Origin of the sequence: Pseudomonas asiatica, from assembly GCF_009932335.1 — a bacterium.
GTDB classification, from domain to species: Bacteria; Pseudomonadota; Gammaproteobacteria; order Pseudomonadales; family Pseudomonadaceae; genus Aquipseudomonas; species Aquipseudomonas asiatica.
This window is the reverse complement of the sequence record NZ_BLJF01000001.1, coordinates 1,118,100-1,134,036: the sequence shown is the minus strand read 5'-3', so window position 1 is coordinate 1,134,036 and position 15,937 is coordinate 1,118,100. Positions and strand designations below refer to the sequence as shown.

The window sequence follows — 15,937 nt, the reverse complement described above, 5'->3', positions numbered from 1 at the left end:
GGTAAATATAGAGATTCGCAATTGTGTTTAAATCTTATTTACGAAGTTTACATGTTTGTAACGGAACTTTGCTGGCACGACAGCGTTGCCCGCGCAGCCCGACTATTCGCGCTGTTGCTTGCATATACCTGTCCGATTTGCATCTTGCGTGACGGCTCCTACAGTTTCGAACGTAGCCCCCTCTGCCGAGCCTCCTGATGCGCAGCCACGAAGAAAGCCACGCCATGAACGCCACCAGGTCCCTGTCGAAGATCCCTCGCAGTGTCTGGACGCTGGGCTTCGTATCGATGTTCATGGACATTTCCTCGGAAATGATTCACGCCCTGCTGCCGCTGTACATGGTCACCGTGCTTGGCACCTCGGTATTGGCGGTGGGCTTAATCGAAGGTATTGCCGAGGCGACCGCCTCGATCACCAAGGTGTTTTCCGGCGCCCTCAGCGACCGGCTGGGCAAGCGCAAGCTGCTTACGGTGCTGGGCTATGGCCTGGGAGCGTTGACCAAGCCGGTGTTCCCCATGGCCTCCGGGCTGGAGTGGTTGACCGCAGCACGCTTCGTCGACCGGGTCGGCAAAGGCATTCGTGGGGCGCCGCGCGATGCACTGGTGGCCGATGTCACGCCCGCCGAACTGCGTGGTGCAGCCTTCGGCCTGCGCCAGGCGCTGGATACCGTGGGCGCCTTCCTTGGGCCGTTGCTGGCGATCGTGCTGATGTGGCTGACGGCGAGCCATTTCCAGACGGTATTCTGGGTGGCGGTGCTTCCGGCGTTCGTGGCGGTGTACATCCTCATCGCCTTCGTGCGCGAACCTGAAACGCCGGCCACCACCCGGCCGGTGCGCTCACCGCTGGCCCTGCTCGAATTGGCACGCCTGGGCCCGTCCTACTGGCGGCTGATCGGCCTGGCCACACTGTTCACCCTCGCCCGCTTCAGCGAGGCGTTTCTACTGCTGCGCGCGCAGGACATGGGCCTGGCGCCGCTGTGGGCGCCGGCAGTGCTGGTGCTCATGGCCATGGTGTACTCGCTGTCGGCCTACCCAGCGGGAATGCTGTCGGACCGCGTAGGCCGCCGCGGCGTGCTGATGATCGGGCTGGGGCTGCTGGTCGCCGCAGACCTGCTGCTGGCCCTGCTGCCGGGCTGGACCGGGCTGGCCATGGGGGTGGCTGCCTGGGGCCTGCACCTGGGCTTCAGCCAAGGCATCTTTGCCGCCATGATCGCCGACAGCGCCCCCTCCGAGTTGCGCGGTACAGCCTTCGGCCTGTTCAACCTGCTGACCGGCGTGGCGCTGCTCGTGGCGAGCGTGGTGGCCGGACTGTTGTGGGACGGAGTCGGCTTCAAGGCGACATTCCTGCTTGGCGCAGCGTGTGCCGGCGGCACACTGATCGGGGTCGTATTGCTCAGGTCGGGCCCGATCACCGGCAATCCGAACTAGGCCAGTGCTGGCTGCTGCTCCAGCAGCGACCAGCCGCCATGTCCATCCACCTCCAGCCGGTGGGTATGGAAACCTGCCAGTGTACTGCGGTGCCCGACACTGACCAGCAATGCCCCCGGCATTTCCGTACGCAACAGTGAATACAGGGCATGCTCGAGCCCTTCGTCCATGGCCGAAGTGGACTCGTCAAGGAACACCACTTGCGGCCGGTTGAACAGCACCCGAGCAAATGCGAGGCGCTGCTGCTCACCAACCGAGAGAATGTGTGACCAGTCACAGCTGACTTCCAGTCGCTCGGCCAAGTGGGCCAGGTTGACCTGGCGCAAGGCCTGCTGCATCCGCGATTCATCCTCAGGCTTGCTGGCCGCCGGGTAGGCGATGACAGTGCGCAGATCGCCCAGCGGCAGGTACGGCCGCTGCGACAGGAACAGCGCCTGGTGGCCCAGCGGCCGCCTGACCTCACCCTCGGCGTACGGCCAGAGTCCCGCCAGCGCACGCAGCAGCGTGGTTTTACCGCTGCCCGACGGCCCCTTGATCAACAGCGCCTGGCCGGCATGCAGGTCAAGGTCCAGGTCGGTGATAAGGGCATGCCCGTCCGGGCGCAGCACCTGCAGGCGGCTGATCGCCAAGGCATGCTCCTGGTCCTCGGTGATGACGCGCGGCAAAGCGCTCGCCTGCTCGTTGGCATCGAGGAAGCCGGTCAGACGGTCGAGGGTGGCCCGGTACTGGGCAAACGCATCATACGACTCGCGGAAGAACGACAACGAATCCTGCACCTGGCCAAAGGCCTGGGAGGTCTGCATGACGTCGCCCAGCTTGATCGCCCCGCTGAAGAAGCGCGGTGCCTGCAGAATGAAGGGGAACACCACTGCGACCTGGCTCACGCCCAGGTTGAAACCGCTGAATTTCAGGTTCCGGAACACCAGCGCCCAGGCATTCACGATCAAGGCACCAAAGCGACCCAGCAACGTGCCCCGCTCGACCTGCGCGCCCTGGTAGAAAGCGATGTTCTCGGCATTTTCGCGCAGACGCATCAGCGCGTAACGGAAGTTGGCGGTGAGCTTTTCGTTGAGGAAGTTCAGGCGGATCAGCGGTCGCCCGAGGCGGAAGGCGATCCAGGTGGCGACGATGACGTAAAGGTACACGGCAAACACCATAGCCCGGGGAATCTCCACACCGGCAACGGCCAGCGGCGCCGACAGCCCCCAGAGGATGCCGGTGAACGCCACCAGCGAAACCAGCGCACTGACTGCGCCCAGGGCGAGGGTCACCGAGTTGCTGACAAAGGCGTTGACGTCCAGTTCGATACGTTGGTCAGGGTTGTCCACGGGCTCGGCGAGGAACTGGCCACGGTAGTAGGCATCGCCATGCATCCAGTCGTGGGTCAGGCGCTCAGTCAGCCAGACTCGCCACTGGATGCTGAACGCCTGGCTTACATAGAAGGTGAACAGCGAACGCAGCACATGGATGGTGGCCAATACTGCAAAGACACCGAGCAGGTACCAGAAAGCGGCTTGGTCAAGGCCCTGCAAGGCGCTGTAGAAGCCGTTGTACCAGAATGAGAACAGCACGTTCAGACGCACCGAGAATAGCGTCAGAACCAGCAGCAGGGCGAATACCAGTAACGGCCGCCAACTGCGCCTGAAACTGAAATAGGGCCCGGCAAGCTGCCAGAACTGGCTGCCCCAGCGCGTACAACGTACGGCCAGTGTGGCGGCTGCTGTGAAGCAGACAAGGGTGATGAACGAGGCGATTGCCAGCCAGCTCAGGCTCTCTTGCAAGGCCTGGTGCCAGTTCATTTCCATGATGGGTATCCGTGCTGAGTATTTCCGCGAGCGTAGCATTGACCTGTGATTCGTCAGGCATAAATGACGCACATTTCATGATTGCTTTCGGAGCTACGCGGGCCTCTGTGGGAGCGTTGCACAGGTCTGGGGCTTATTGGCCAGAAAGACAAAACCCCTACCTGCATGCGCAGATAGGGGTTTTGCGAAATGAATCTTGACGATGACCTACTCTCACATGGGGAAACCCCACACTACCATCGGCGATGCATCGTTTCACTGCTGAGTTCGGGATGGGATCAGGTGGTTCCAATGCTCTATGGTCGTCAAGAAATTCTGTTGCCAGAATGTCCAGATGGACAGCCCAGCGAATTCGAATATGCGATATTTGTGATGTTGCGAACTTTCGGTTGCTTCGTCTTCACCACCGCAATCTGCGTTAGCAAATTGCTTGGGTGTTATATGGTCAAGCCTCACGGGCAATTAGTATTGGTTAGCTCAACGCCTCACAGCGCTTACACACCCAACCTATCAACGTCGTAGTCTTCGACGGCCCTTCAGGGGATTCAAGATCCCAGTGAGATCTCATCTTGAGGCAAGTTTCCCGCTTAGATGCTTTCAGCGGTTATCTCTTCCGAACATAGCTACCCGGCAATGCCACTGGCGTGACAACCGGAACACCAGAGGTTCGTCCACTCCGGTCCTCTCGTACTAGGAGCAGCCCCTCTCAAATCTCAAACGTCCACGGCAGATAGGGACCGAACTGTCTCACGACGTTCTAAACCCAGCTCGCGTACCACTTTAAATGGCGAACAGCCATACCCTTGGGACCGGCTTCAGCCCCAGGATGTGATGAGCCGACATCGAGGTGCCAAACACCGCCGTCGATATGAACTCTTGGGCGGTATCAGCCTGTTATCCCCGGAGTACCTTTTATCCGTTGAGCGATGGCCCTTCCATACAGAACCACCGGATCACTAAGACCTACTTTCGTACCTGCTCGACGTGTTTGTCTCGCAGTCAAGCGCGCTTTTGCCTTTATACTCTACGACCGATTTCCGACCGGTCTGAGCGCACCTTCGTACTCCTCCGTTACTCTTTGGGAGGAGACCGCCCCAGTCAAACTACCCACCATACACTGTCCTCGATCCGGATAACGGACCTGAGTTAGAACCTCAAAGTTGCCAGGGTGGTATTTCAAGGATGGCTCCATGAGAACTGGCGTCCCCACTTCAAAGCCTCCCACCTATCCTACACAAGCAAATTCAAAGTCCAGTGCAAAGCTATAGTAAAGGTTCACGGGGTCTTTCCGTCTAGCCGCGGATACACTGCATCTTCACAGCGATTTCAATTTCACTGAGTCTCGGGTGGAGACAGCGCCGCCATCGTTACGCCATTCGTGCAGGTCGGAACTTACCCGACAAGGAATTTCGCTACCTTAGGACCGTTATAGTTACGGCCGCCGTTTACCGGGGCTTCGATCAAGAGCTTCGCTTGCGCTAACCCCATCAATTAACCTTCCGGCACCGGGCAGGCGTCACACCCTATACGTCCACTTTCGTGTTTGCAGAGTGCTGTGTTTTTAATAAACAGTCGCAGCGGCCTGGTATCTTCGACCGGCATGGGCTTACGGAGCAAGTCCTTCACCCTCGCCGGCGCACCTTCTCCCGAAGTTACGGTGCCATTTTGCCTAGTTCCTTCACCCGAGTTCTCTCAAGCGCCTTGGTATTCTCTACCTAACCACCTGTGTCGGTTTGGGGTACGGTTCCCAGTTATCTGAAGCTTAGGAGCTTTTCTTGGAAGCATGGTATCAACCACTTCGTCGCCTAAAGGCAACTCGTCATCAGCTCTCGGCCTTGAAATCCCGGATTTGCCTAAGATTTCAGCCTACCACCTTAAACCTGGACAACCAACGCCAGGCTGGCCTAACCTTCTCCGTCCCTCCATCGCAATAACTGGAAGTACAGGAATATTAACCTGTTTCCATCGACTACGCTTTTCAGCCTCGCCTTAGGGACCGACTAACCCTGCGTCGATTAACGTTGCGCAGGAAACCTTGGTCTTTCGGCGTGCGAGTTTTTCACTCGCATTGTCGTTACTCATGTCAGCATTCGCACTTCTGATACCTCCAGCAAGCTTCTCAACTCACCTTCACAGGCTTACAGAACGCTCCTCTACCGCGTCATCAAAGATGACACCCGTAGCTTCGGTGCATGGTTTGAGCCCCGTTACATCTTCCGCGCAGGCCGACTCGACTAGTGAGCTATTACGCTTTCTTTAAAGGGTGGCTGCTTCTAAGCCAACCTCCTAGCTGTCTAAGCCTTCCCACATCGTTTCCCACTTAACCATGACTTTGGGACCTTAGCTGACGGTCTGGGTTGTTTCCCTTTTCACGACGGACGTTAGCACCCGCCGTGTGTCTCCCATGCTCGGCACTTCCAGGTATTCGGAGTTTGCATCGGTTTGGTAAGTCGGGATGACCCCCTAGCCGAAACAGTGCTCTACCCCCTGGAGTGATACATGAGGCGCTACCTAAATAGCTTTCGAGGAGAACCAGCTATCTCCGAGCTTGATTAGCCTTTCACTCCGATCCACAGGTCATCCGCTAACTTTTCAACGGTAGTCGGTTCGGTCCTCCAGTCAGTGTTACCTAACCTTCAACCTGCCCATGGATAGATCGCCCGGTTTCGGGTCTATACCCAGCGACTAAACGCCCTATTAAGACTCGCTTTCGCTACGCCTCCCCTATTCGGTTAAGCTCGCCACTGAATATAAGTCGCTGACCCATTATACAAAAGGTACGCAGTCACCTAACAAAGTAGGCTCCCACTGCTTGTACGCATACGGTTTCAGGTTCTATTTCACTCCCCTCTCCGGGGTTCTTTTCGCCTTTCCCTCACGGTACTGGTTCACTATCGGTCAGTCAGTAGTATTTAGCCTTGGAGGATGGTCCCCCCATATTCAGACAAAGTTTCTCGTGCTCCGTCCTACTCGATTTCATTGACAAGAGATTTTCGTGTACGGGGCTATCACCCACTATGGCCGCACTTTCCAGAGCGTTCCACTAATCTCAAATCAACTTAAGGGCTGGTCCCCGTTCGCTCGCCACTACTAAGGGAATCTCGGTTGATTTCTTTTCCTCAGGGTACTTAGATGTTTCAGTTCCCCTGGTTCGCCTCTTGCACCTATGTATTCAGTACAAGATACTCAGCTTATGCTGAGTGGGTTCCCCCATTCAGAGATCTCTGGATCACAGTCTGTTTGCCGACTCCCCAAAGCTTATCGCAGGCTACCACGTCTTTCATCGCCTCTGACTGCCAAGGCATCCACCGTATGCGCTTCTTCACTTGACCATATAACCCCAAGCAATCTGGTTATACTGTGAAGACGACATTCGCCGAAAATTCGCATGTTGCTCTTTCGAGCAGAACTCACAAATTTTACCTTAGCCTGATTAACCAGCAGTGAAACTGGTCATCAGTCTATATCTATCACATATCCGAATTTTTAAAGAACGATCTGACAAAAGTCAGAAATCAACATTCGAACTGAATGTTCATTTCTAAGTTCTGACAAGCTACTGCGTACGGCGAAAGTGGTGGAGCCAAGCGGGATCGAACCGCTGACCTCCTGCGTGCAAGGCAGGCGCTCTCCCAGCTGAGCTATGGCCCCGTATTCTACGGCTGAACCATGTAATGGTAGGTCTGGGCAGATTTGAACTGCCGACCTCACCCTTATCAGGGGTGCGCTCTAACCAACTGAGCTACAGACCTATAACAGGGTCGCGTTACAGCATCGTCTTTTACAATGAATCAAGCAATTCGTGTGGGAGCTCATCAGCAGGCTGATGTCGTCGATTAAGGAGGTGATCCAGCCGCAGGTTCCCCTACGGCTACCTTGTTACGACTTCACCCCAGTCATGAATCACACCGTGGTAACCGTCCTCCCGAAGGTTAGACTAGCTACTTCTGGTGCAACCCACTCCCATGGTGTGACGGGCGGTGTGTACAAGGCCCGGGAACGTATTCACCGCGACATTCTGATTCGCGATTACTAGCGATTCCGACTTCACGCAGTCGAGTTGCAGACTGCGATCCGGACTACGATCGGTTTTGTGAGATTAGCTCCACCTCGCGGCTTGGCAACCCTCTGTACCGACCATTGTAGCACGTGTGTAGCCCAGGCCGTAAGGGCCATGATGACTTGACGTCATCCCCACCTTCCTCCGGTTTGTCACCGGCAGTCTCCTTAGAGTGCCCACCATAACGTGCTGGTAACTAAGGACAAGGGTTGCGCTCGTTACGGGACTTAACCCAACATCTCACGACACGAGCTGACGACAGCCATGCAGCACCTGTGTCAGAGTTCCCGAAGGCACCAATCCATCTCTGGAAAGTTCTCTGCATGTCAAGGCCTGGTAAGGTTCTTCGCGTTGCTTCGAATTAAACCACATGCTCCACCGCTTGTGCGGGCCCCCGTCAATTCATTTGAGTTTTAACCTTGCGGCCGTACTCCCCAGGCGGTCAACTTAATGCGTTAGCTGCGCCACTAAAATCTCAAGGATTCCAACGGCTAGTTGACATCGTTTACGGCGTGGACTACCAGGGTATCTAATCCTGTTTGCTCCCCACGCTTTCGCACCTCAGTGTCAGTATCAGTCCAGGTGGTCGCCTTCGCCACTGGTGTTCCTTCCTATATCTACGCATTTCACCGCTACACAGGAAATTCCACCACCCTCTACCGTACTCTAGCTCGCCAGTTTTGGATGCAGTTCCCAGGTTGAGCCCGGGGCTTTCACATCCAACTTAACAAACCACCTACGCGCGCTTTACGCCCAGTAATTCCGATTAACGCTTGCACCCTCTGTATTACCGCGGCTGCTGGCACAGAGTTAGCCGGTGCTTATTCTGTCGGTAACGTCAAAACAGCAAGGTATTAACTTACTGCCCTTCCTCCCAACTTAAAGTGCTTTACAATCCGAAGACCTTCTTCACACACGCGGCATGGCTGGATCAGGCTTTCGCCCATTGTCCAATATTCCCCACTGCTGCCTCCCGTAGGAGTCTGGACCGTGTCTCAGTTCCAGTGTGACTGATCATCCTCTCAGACCAGTTACGGATCGTCGCCTTGGTGAGCCATTACCTCACCAACTAGCTAATCCGACCTAGGCTCATCTGATAGCGCAAGGCCCGAAGGTCCCCTGCTTTCTCCCGTAGGACGTATGCGGTATTAGCGTTCCTTTCGAAACGTTGTCCCCCACTACCAGGCAGATTCCTAGGCATTACTCACCCGTCCGCCGCTGAATCAAGGAGCAAGCTCCCGTCATCCGCTCGACTTGCATGTGTTAGGCCTGCCGCCAGCGTTCAATCTGAGCCATGATCAAACTCTTCAGTTCAATACTGCTTGGGTTTTTAAGAAACCCTAAACTTGGCTCAGCAATCTCAAATGACTATGTGATTTCTCGCATGGCCACTTGTGATGCTGATAATCTTTGTGACTATCAGTCCGTACTCACAAGCACCCACACGAATTGCTTGATTCGATTTGTTAAAGAGCGTTTGGTTAAGAGCCTTTCGTCTCAACCGAGGCGCGCATTCTACGCTTTCCTCATTTGCTGTCAAGCGTTTATTTTGAAGTTTTTTGCGAGAAACTCGTTTAGCTTCAAACACTTGACTCAACATGGTGGCTGGCTTTGCTTCGCTACCGCGTTGGAGTGGTGCGCATTATAGGGCGGTGTTTCAGGAGGTCAACCTTTAATTTCAATAATTTAGGTTTTTTTGAAAAAGACCGCGTCAGGGCCGCATGGTGCTCGCCGCGAGCCTTGCAGCACCGGTGAGTTCGAGCACCGAAATAACAACGCCGGGCACCTTGCCCCCACCCACCGTATTTGCGCACTATATTGCTCACCCCAATCCCGCTCAAGGATCGTCGCGCAGAAATGAACACCCAGCCCCGCAGCCTGGCCGCTACCCTCTTCCCGATCGGCCTGCTGCTCATCGCCATGGCATCGATACAGTCCGGCGCCTCCCTGGCCAAAAGCATGTTCCCCATCATCGGCGCGCAAGGCACCACCACCCTGCGCCTGATTTTCGCCAGCATCATCATGCTGCTTATCCTGCGCCCTTGGCGTGTGCGCATGACCCGCAATACCCTGCGCAACGTCATCATCTACGGCATGGCGCTGGGCGGCATGAACTTCCTCTTCTATATGGCCCTGCAAACGGTACCGATCGGCATTGCCGTGGCACTGGAATTCACCGGCCCGCTGGCCGTGGCAATCTTCTCCTCGCGCCGGCCGATCGACTTCCTGTGGATTGCCCTGGCCATCGTCGGCCTGCTGCTGTTGCTGCCTGCCGGCCATGGCGGGCAGGCCCTCGACCCGGTCGGCGCTGCCTATGCCCTGGGCGCGGGCGTATGCTGGGCGCTGTACATCCTGTTCGGGCAACGTGCCGGGGCCGAGCATGGTATCCAGAGTGCCGCACTGGGCGTAGTGGTGGCCGCGCTGTTCGTTGCCCCCATCGGTATCGCCCACGCCGGCAGCGCATTGCTCACACCTGCCCTGATCCCCATGGCGCTAGGCGTCGCGGTGTTGTCCACCGCCCTGCCCTACAGCCTGGAAATGGTTGCCCTCACGCGTATCCCGGCACGCACCTTCGGCACCCTCATGAGTATCGAGCCAGCATTCGGCGCATTGTCCGGCCTGCTGTTCCTGGGCGAGGTACTGACGATTACCCAGTGGCTGGCTATTCTGGCGATCATCACCGCGTCTGTCGGCACCACCCTGTCCATGCGCAAGGAACCCAGCCCGGTCGTTGCCACTGACTGACATGAGAAATATTTTCATTTGAGACAGGATTAGTGATTGTAGCGACCCGTCTCGCTGATTAAGCTGTCACAGAATCATCATCTTTACGCTATCTACTGGACCGAACACGGACGCTGGGGAAATTTCAGGAAGAACCAAAGCGATAACGACAGGGCCAGGCAGCTGATCCGCCCTGCATTTAAGGACAGGAATGAAACGTATTTTGCTCATCCTGGCCATCTTGGCTATTGCTGGATGTGCCGCCACGGCCAAGACCGAGGTCAAAAAGGGCAAGAAAGGCCTGCATATCAATTGCTCCGGCCTGTCTTCCTCGTGGGACAACTGCTACAGCAAGGCCGCAAGCTCCTGCAGCACGCGCGGATACCGGGTCATTGCACGCTCGGGCGATAGCGATGAAGAACCCGGTGACTACTTGTTCGGCATCAACCCGGCGGGTTACACCAGCCGCAGCATGATCGTCATCTGCAAGTAGAAAAAAGGGCAGCTCGCAAGCTGCCCTTTTCATTTGCCACCTTACAAGGGCGCGGTGCGCGCCTCCAGCCAGGCCAGCGCGTCATCCTTGAGCAACGGCGCCAGACGCTCGCGTACTCTGGCGTGATAGCCATTCAACCAGTCCAGTTCTTCCCTGGACAACAACTCGGGCACCAGGCAGCGGGTATCGATCGGGCATAGCGTCAGGGTCTCGAAGTTCAGGAAGTCGCCGAAGGCGCTCTTGCCGACCTCGCGATTGACCACCAGGTTCTCGATGCGCACTCCCCACTGCCCTGGGCGGTACGTACCCGGCTCGATCGAGCTGATCATGCCCACCTGCATCGCGGTCTGCGGCGTGGGTGCCGCCTGGTAGGCAATTACCTGCGGCCCCTCGTGCACGTTCATGAAGTAGCCCACACCATGCCCGGTGCCGTGGCCGTAATCCACCTGGTCAGCCCAGATCGGTGCCCGGGCAATGGCGTCGAGCAACGGCGATAGCACGCCCCGCGGGAAGGTGGCACGCGACAGGGCGATCATGCCTTTGAGCACGCGTGTGCAATCCTGCTTCTGTGCAAGGCTCGGGTTGCCCACCGGCACCATGCGCGTGATGTCGGTGGTGCCCCCCAGGTACTGCCCGCCCGAATCGATCAGCAGCAGACCATCGCCCTCGATGACCGCGTGCGACTGTTCCGTGGCGCGGTAATGTGGCATCGCGCCATTGCCGTTGAAGGCGGCAATGGTCGAGAAGCTCAACGACACGAAACCTGGGCGGCGGGCACGGGCGGCACTCAACTGCTCGTCGATCGTCAGCTCGGTAACCAGCTCACGACCAAGGTTGGCCTCGAGCCAGGCGAAGAATTCGCACAGGGCCGCGCCATCCTGCTCCATCACCTGCCGGATGTGCACCAGGTCCTCATCACCCTTGCACGACTTGCTCAAGGTGCTGGGGTTGAGCCCCTCGACCAGCTCCACCTCGGTCGGCAGGTTATCCAGCAGGCCGCAGGTCACCCGGGCCGGGTCGACCAGCAATCGGCTGCCGGCCGGCATGGCGGCAAGGGCCTTGCCTGCTTCGGCGTAGTCACGCACTTCGATACCGTCGGCCGCAAGCACCTTGCGTAGATGTTCGTCGAGCTTGTCCTGGCCGACGAACAGGATGGCCTGCTGCTGGCTGATCAGAGCAAAGGCCACGAACACCGGATTGTAGGAAACATCGCTACCGCGCAGGTTGAACAGCCAGGCGATGTCATCCAGGGTGGCGATGAAATGCCAATCGGCCCCCTTGGCCTGCACGCTCTGGCGCAACTGCGCCAGTTTTTCCGCACGGTTCACCGTGGCGTGCGGCGGCAAATGCTGGTAGACCGGGTTGCCTGGCAGCGCCGGGCGCCCTTCCCAGACCTGGCCCAGCAGGTCCTTGTCAGTCACCAATCGCGCCCCGCGCGCCTTCAGCCGATCGCTCAGTTGGCGCGCCGAAGCCAGCGCCATGACCGCACCATCTACCGCCACGCTGCCGTTGGGCTCGACGTGATCGCCCAGCCATTCCAGCGCACCAGGCTTTCCCGGCAGCAGCTTCATAAGCTCGATGCCACTGCCTGCCAGCTCGTGTTCCGCCTGTTCCCAGTAGCGGCTATCGACCCACAACCCGGCAAAGCCAGCTGTGACGACCAGCGTGCCGACCGAGCCATGGAAACCCGAAAGCCACTGGCGCCCTTGCCAGTAACCAGGCAGATATTCGGAAAGATGGGGGTCGGCCGAAGGTACCAGCAAGGCATCGATGCCCTCTGCGGCCATGGCCTGGCGAACCAGCGCCAAACGCTGCGGCACGCTTTGCCCAAGGGTGGTCTGAACGTTCATGCGCTCTCCTGCGGCTACATCACGGTTTATCCAGTGTGCCGATAATGGAACAGCCGCCGAGGCCCTGCAATCTTGGCGACCGACACACGGCATGCATTGCCCGTGACGCCCTGCGCATACCGGACATTTCCTACAGACGGGCCAGAACCACCGATCAAGTTCCGCTGAACTTCCACAAAGCACCGGCTTCACACTCAGTACATTCATTGCACACAGGCAAATGACCATGCCCAACGCCTGCGCCCCTAAAAGCGGCGTGGTGCTGCTCGACACCCGCGCGCACACCCCCGACCACGAGCATGCCGTGCACCTGAAGCTTGCCGATGGCCTGGCCCGCCTTCTGGGCTGCCCGCACGTGCAACCCAGCCAGCCACCAAGCGCCACCGACGGCTACTACTACCTGCCCACCGAAACCCTGGTCGATCCCGAACGCCATGCCGCCCTCGGCATCTGCAGCGAACAGGACCTTTTCGGTGGCCTGGTCGCACACCCCTACATGGCGACCAAGGCGATTTCCCACCCGCTGCCGGCCGGGGCCAGTTTCCCGCCGGGCTGGACCGATGCCTTCGCACGGCAAGCCTGCGACGCCCTGCTGCGCGGCTACACCGTATTCAGCAAGGCCGATGCACGGACCGCCGCACAGCTGTTACTGACGGACGGCCCGTTGCGAATCAAGCCGGTACTGGCCTGCGCAGGCCGTGGGCAACAGGTCATAACCACGGCGGATGAGCTGGAACCGCTGCTGGCCGGCATGGATGACCAGGACCTTGCGCTATGGGGGTTGGTGCTCGAGGAAGACCTGAGCGAAGTGCAAACCTTCAGCGTTGGCCAGGTACGTGTCGCCGGCCTGACCTGCAGCTATCACGGCACCCAGCAACTTACCCGCGACCATCAGGGCACGGAAGTGTATGGCGGCTCCGACCTGGTAGTGGTACGCGGTGACTACCAGGCACTGCTGCAACTGACGCTGGATGAGCCGCTGCGCCTGGCCATCAACCAGGCGATGGCCTACGAACAGGCCGCCGAGCAGCACTTCCCCGGCTTCATTGCCTCGCGGCGCAACTACGACATTGCCCGCGGCGTGAACCCACAGGGCCACCTGCGCAGCGGCGTACTCGAGCAATCCTGGCGCCTGGGCGGTGCCAGCAGTGCCGAACTGCTGGCCTTGCAGGCGTTCGCCGACGACCCGGCATTGCAACGGGTACGTGCCTCCACCCATGAAGTGTTCGGCACCCCCGAACTACCCACTGACGCCACCCTCTTTTACCAAGGAAACGACAGTGAACTCGGACAACTCAGCAAATTTGCGCGGATTCGCGAACATGACCATTCAAAGTGAAACCGTTGAACTCCAGGTCGAGGATGACAGCATCGTCGGCACCTTGGTCAGCCCCGGCAGCAAGATGCCGGGCATTCTCTTCGTCCACGGCTGGGGTGGCAGCCAGCAACGCGACCTGGCCCGCGCCCGGCATATCACCGGGCTGGGCTGCGTATGCATGACCTTCGACCTGCGCGGCCACGAAAAAACCGAAAGCCAACGGCTGACGGTAACCCGCGAACAGAACCTGACCGACCTGCTGGTGGCCTACGACCGGCTGGCAAGCCACCCAGCCGTCGACACCAGTGCCATCGCCATCATCGGTAGCAGCTATGGCGGCTACCTGGCCACCTTGCTGACCCGTGAGCGGCCGGTCAAATGGCTGGCCCTCAGGGTACCCGCGATGTACTGGGACGACGAATGGAACCTCCCCAAGCAAACCCTCGACCGGCAACGGCTGAACGCCTATCGCCAACGCCTGCTCGGCCCGGCAGACAACCGCGCACTGGCAGCCTGTGCCGAGTTCGGTGGCGATGTACTGCTGGTCGAGTCCGAGCAGGACGACTACGTACCGCACAGCACCTTGATGAGCTACCGCTCGGCATTCGTCAGCGCCCATTCGCTCACCCACCGCATCGTCGACGGTGCCGACCACGCGCTGTCCAGCGAAGAGAGCCAGAAAGCCTACAGTTCGATCCTGGCGGCATGGGTCAGCGAAATGGTCATTGGCGCCCGCCTGGATCGCTACCCGCACTACGCGCCCTGGTATGCCTGAGGCTCACCCACCTGGCAATGCAGGCCGCCATCGGCACCGCGCACCAGGCTGCGCAGCGTCTGGTAGGCAGCAAAGTTGACGCCACGCGCCTGGTACTGGCCAAGCAGGTCGAGGAAAGGTTCCCCGACGAAATATACGGCCGCCGCTGCCCACGCCTGGCGGGATTGCCACTGCAGGTACTGCAGCACCCGGCTGCCATCGTCGCTGGCCTGAATACTGACGCCCTGCAGTCCTTCGCAACGCGCGGCCAGCTCTTCGCTGCGCGCCACCAGCGCTTGGGCCAAGGCCTGCTGGAACTTGCCAGGCACTTCAAATTCGATCATCTGGGTAAACCACAGGGCATGGGATGTTGCCGTCATGAACGGTCTCCTGGTGACGGACGCCTACAGCGCGATGCAGAGCAGGGTAAAACCTCAAGTTATGTCAAGGTCAAGCGGTTTCCGCACCGGGAACGCCCCCGCGCCCTAACCCGATACCGCGAAGCGCCGCCGATAATCACTCGGGGTCAGGCCGGTGATGCGCTGAAACACCTTGCGAAACGCACCCGGGTCCTGGTAACCGACGCCCCAGGCGATCTGCTCGACATTGCGCCGGGTGAACTCCAGCAAGCGGCACGCACGCCCCACCCTCACCTGTTGGCAGTACTCGGTCGGCCGTAGCCCCGTGGCAGCACGAAAACGCCGCAGGAAAGTGCGTTCCTCCAGCCCCGCGCATGCGGCCATGCTGGCCAGGTCGGCATCCTGCCCACCGTTGCCCTGCAACCAGTGCTGCACTTTCAGCACTGCTTCATCACCATGGTCCAGGCGTGGGTTGAACACTGCACCGGGCAGTGGCGCCGCGACCGGGTCGACCGCCAGGTAGCGGGCAGTTTCCCGCGCCACCGTCGCGCCCATGAAGCGCTCCAGCAAGCGCAAGCCCAGGTCGGTCCAGGCCATCAGCCCGGCCGAGGTGACGATGTCGCCATCGTCCAGCAACGGCTGCTGGGCCTCGACCCGCACCTTGGGAAAACGCTGGGCAAGCGAATGCACGTAGTTCCAGTGGGTACAGGCCGGGCGCCCGTCGAGCAGACCACTGGCGGCGATGAAGAACACCCCGATGCACACCGATGCCAGCACCGTGCCGTGCCCGTGCAACTGGCACAACGACGCGCGATGGCGCTCAAGCAGCTCACCCTGTGGTGCCGACTCCAGGCTTGGCGGAATGATCAGCACCCGCAGATCGGCCGGGGCGGCAGGCGGGCTCTCAGGGGCAAGCTGCAACCGCCCTGCCTCGTCTGCCTGCCAAAAGCTGATACGCGCCGACGGCAACTCGACAGCACCCAGTTCGGCAACCACCCGGTTGGCTACCAGGAAAAGGTCGGCCAGCCCATGCACGGCAGCACGCTGCGCGCCGGGGTACAGCAGCAGGCCGATGTCCAGGCTGGCGGGGTTGTCAGTTTTTGCCTGCATAGTGTCGTTCGCGCCAATCCTCAGGTCAGTGCACACA

At 59.1% G+C, this 15,937-nt stretch carries 8 protein-coding genes, 2 tRNA genes, 3 rRNA genes and 1 pseudogene; 5 read left to right on the top strand and 9 right to left on the bottom strand.

From position 1 onward, the window contains the following. The first annotated feature begins 197 nt into the window (after positions 1–197). Positions 198–1,427 (top strand): MFS transporter, encoded by a 1,230-nt coding sequence (locus GYA95_RS05215; protein WP_043935493.1) that lies wholly within the window; start codon positions 198–200, stop codon positions 1,425–1,427. Here the strand turns inward: GYA95_RS05215 and GYA95_RS05210 are convergent. From GYA95_RS05210 to GYA95_RS05185, 6 genes are all read right to left on the bottom strand, one after another. Then, positions 1,424–3,232, bottom strand: a complete 1,809-nt coding sequence (locus GYA95_RS05210) for an ABC transporter ATP-binding protein/permease (protein ID WP_015269669.1) — start codon at positions 3,230–3,232, stop codon at positions 1,424–1,426. The two genes, GYA95_RS05215 and GYA95_RS05210, sit on opposite strands and share 4 nt — an antisense overlap. A gap of 194 nt (positions 3,233–3,426) precedes the next feature. Continuing rightward, positions 3,427–3,542 (bottom strand): 5S ribosomal RNA (gene rrf, locus GYA95_RS05205). 131 nt (positions 3,543–3,673) lie between these two features. Next, positions 3,674–6,564 (bottom strand): 23S ribosomal RNA (locus GYA95_RS05200). A gap of 243 nt (positions 6,565–6,807) precedes the next feature. Continuing rightward, positions 6,808–6,883 (bottom strand) — tRNA-Ala (locus GYA95_RS05195). A gap of 24 nt (positions 6,884–6,907) precedes the next feature. Beyond that, positions 6,908–6,984, bottom strand: a tRNA-Ile gene (locus GYA95_RS05190). Positions 6,985–7,069: 85 nt separating this feature from the next. Beyond that, a 16S ribosomal RNA gene (locus GYA95_RS05185) occupies positions 7,070–8,606 on the bottom strand. The 16S, 23S and 5S rRNA genes sit together here with 2 tRNA genes alongside, the layout of an rRNA operon. 543 nt (positions 8,607–9,149) lie before the next feature. Here GYA95_RS05185 and rhtA point away from each other — a divergent pair. Together rhtA and GYA95_RS05175 are read left to right on the top strand one after the other, a co-directional pair. Continuing rightward, a pseudogene (rhtA, locus tag GYA95_RS05180) lies at positions 9,150–10,059 on the top strand (threonine/homoserine exporter RhtA). A gap of 168 nt (positions 10,060–10,227) precedes the next feature. Beyond that, positions 10,228–10,509 carry a hypothetical protein gene (locus tag GYA95_RS05175; protein ID WP_003259745.1) on the top strand — a complete coding sequence of 94 codons (282 nt, stop codon included), beginning with the start codon at positions 10,228–10,230 and terminating at the stop codon, positions 10,507–10,509. Between the two features lie 41 nt (positions 10,510–10,550). Here the strand turns inward: GYA95_RS05175 and GYA95_RS05170 are convergent, their stop codons facing one another. After that, complete coding sequence (locus GYA95_RS05170) at positions 10,551–12,359, bottom strand: aminopeptidase P family protein (protein WP_015269667.1); 1,809 nt, start codon at positions 12,357–12,359, stop codon at positions 10,551–10,553. A gap of 220 nt (positions 12,360–12,579) precedes the next feature. On the opposite strand from GYA95_RS05170, the gene GYA95_RS05165 reads away from it, so the two are divergent. Beyond that, positions 12,580–13,698 (top strand): DUF3182 family protein, encoded by a 1,119-nt coding sequence (locus GYA95_RS05165; RefSeq protein WP_161551285.1) that lies wholly within the window; start codon positions 12,580–12,582, stop codon positions 13,696–13,698. Next, on the top strand, positions 13,682–14,452 hold the full coding sequence (locus tag GYA95_RS05160) for an alpha/beta hydrolase family protein (protein ID WP_054572859.1): 771 nt from the start codon (positions 13,682–13,684) through the stop codon (positions 14,450–14,452). Before GYA95_RS05165 ends, GYA95_RS05160 begins: the two co-directional genes overlap by 17 nt. Here GYA95_RS05160 and GYA95_RS05155 read toward each other — a convergent pair. Next, positions 14,431–14,811 carry an antibiotic biosynthesis monooxygenase gene (locus GYA95_RS05155; RefSeq protein WP_015269665.1) on the bottom strand — a complete coding sequence of 127 codons (381 nt, stop codon included), beginning with the start codon at positions 14,809–14,811 and terminating at the stop codon, positions 14,431–14,433. The two genes, GYA95_RS05160 and GYA95_RS05155, sit on opposite strands and share 22 nt — an antisense overlap. A 105-nt stretch (positions 14,812–14,916) precedes the next feature. Continuing rightward, entirely contained in the window at positions 14,917–15,900 is a 984-nt protein-coding gene (locus GYA95_RS05150; protein ID WP_015269664.1) for a GlxA family transcriptional regulator, read from the bottom strand. Positions 15,901–15,937 lie beyond the last annotated feature (37 nt).

Coding starts and splice junctions, on each gene's coding strand:
- GYA95_RS05210 (WP_015269669.1), bottom strand. CDS start 3,232: ATGGAAATGAACTGGCACCAGGCCTTGCAAGAGAGCCTGAGCTGGCTG.
- GYA95_RS05170 (WP_015269667.1), bottom strand. CDS start 12,359: ATGAACGTTCAGACCACCCTTGGGCAAAGCGTGCCGCAGCGTTTGGCG.
- GYA95_RS05215 (WP_043935493.1), top strand. CDS start 198: ATGCGCAGCCACGAAGAAAGCCACGCCATGAACGCCACCAGGTCCCTG.
- GYA95_RS05165 (WP_161551285.1), top strand. CDS start 12,580: ATGACCATGCCCAACGCCTGCGCCCCTAAAAGCGGCGTGGTGCTGCTC.
- GYA95_RS05155 (WP_015269665.1), bottom strand. CDS start 14,811: ATGACGGCAACATCCCATGCCCTGTGGTTTACCCAGATGATCGAATTT.
- GYA95_RS05160 (WP_054572859.1), top strand. CDS start 13,682: ATGACCATTCAAAGTGAAACCGTTGAACTCCAGGTCGAGGATGACAGC.
- GYA95_RS05150 (WP_015269664.1), bottom strand. CDS start 15,900: ATGCAGGCAAAAACTGACAACCCCGCCAGCCTGGACATCGGCCTGCTG.
- GYA95_RS05175 (WP_003259745.1), top strand. CDS start 10,228: ATGAAACGTATTTTGCTCATCCTGGCCATCTTGGCTATTGCTGGATGT.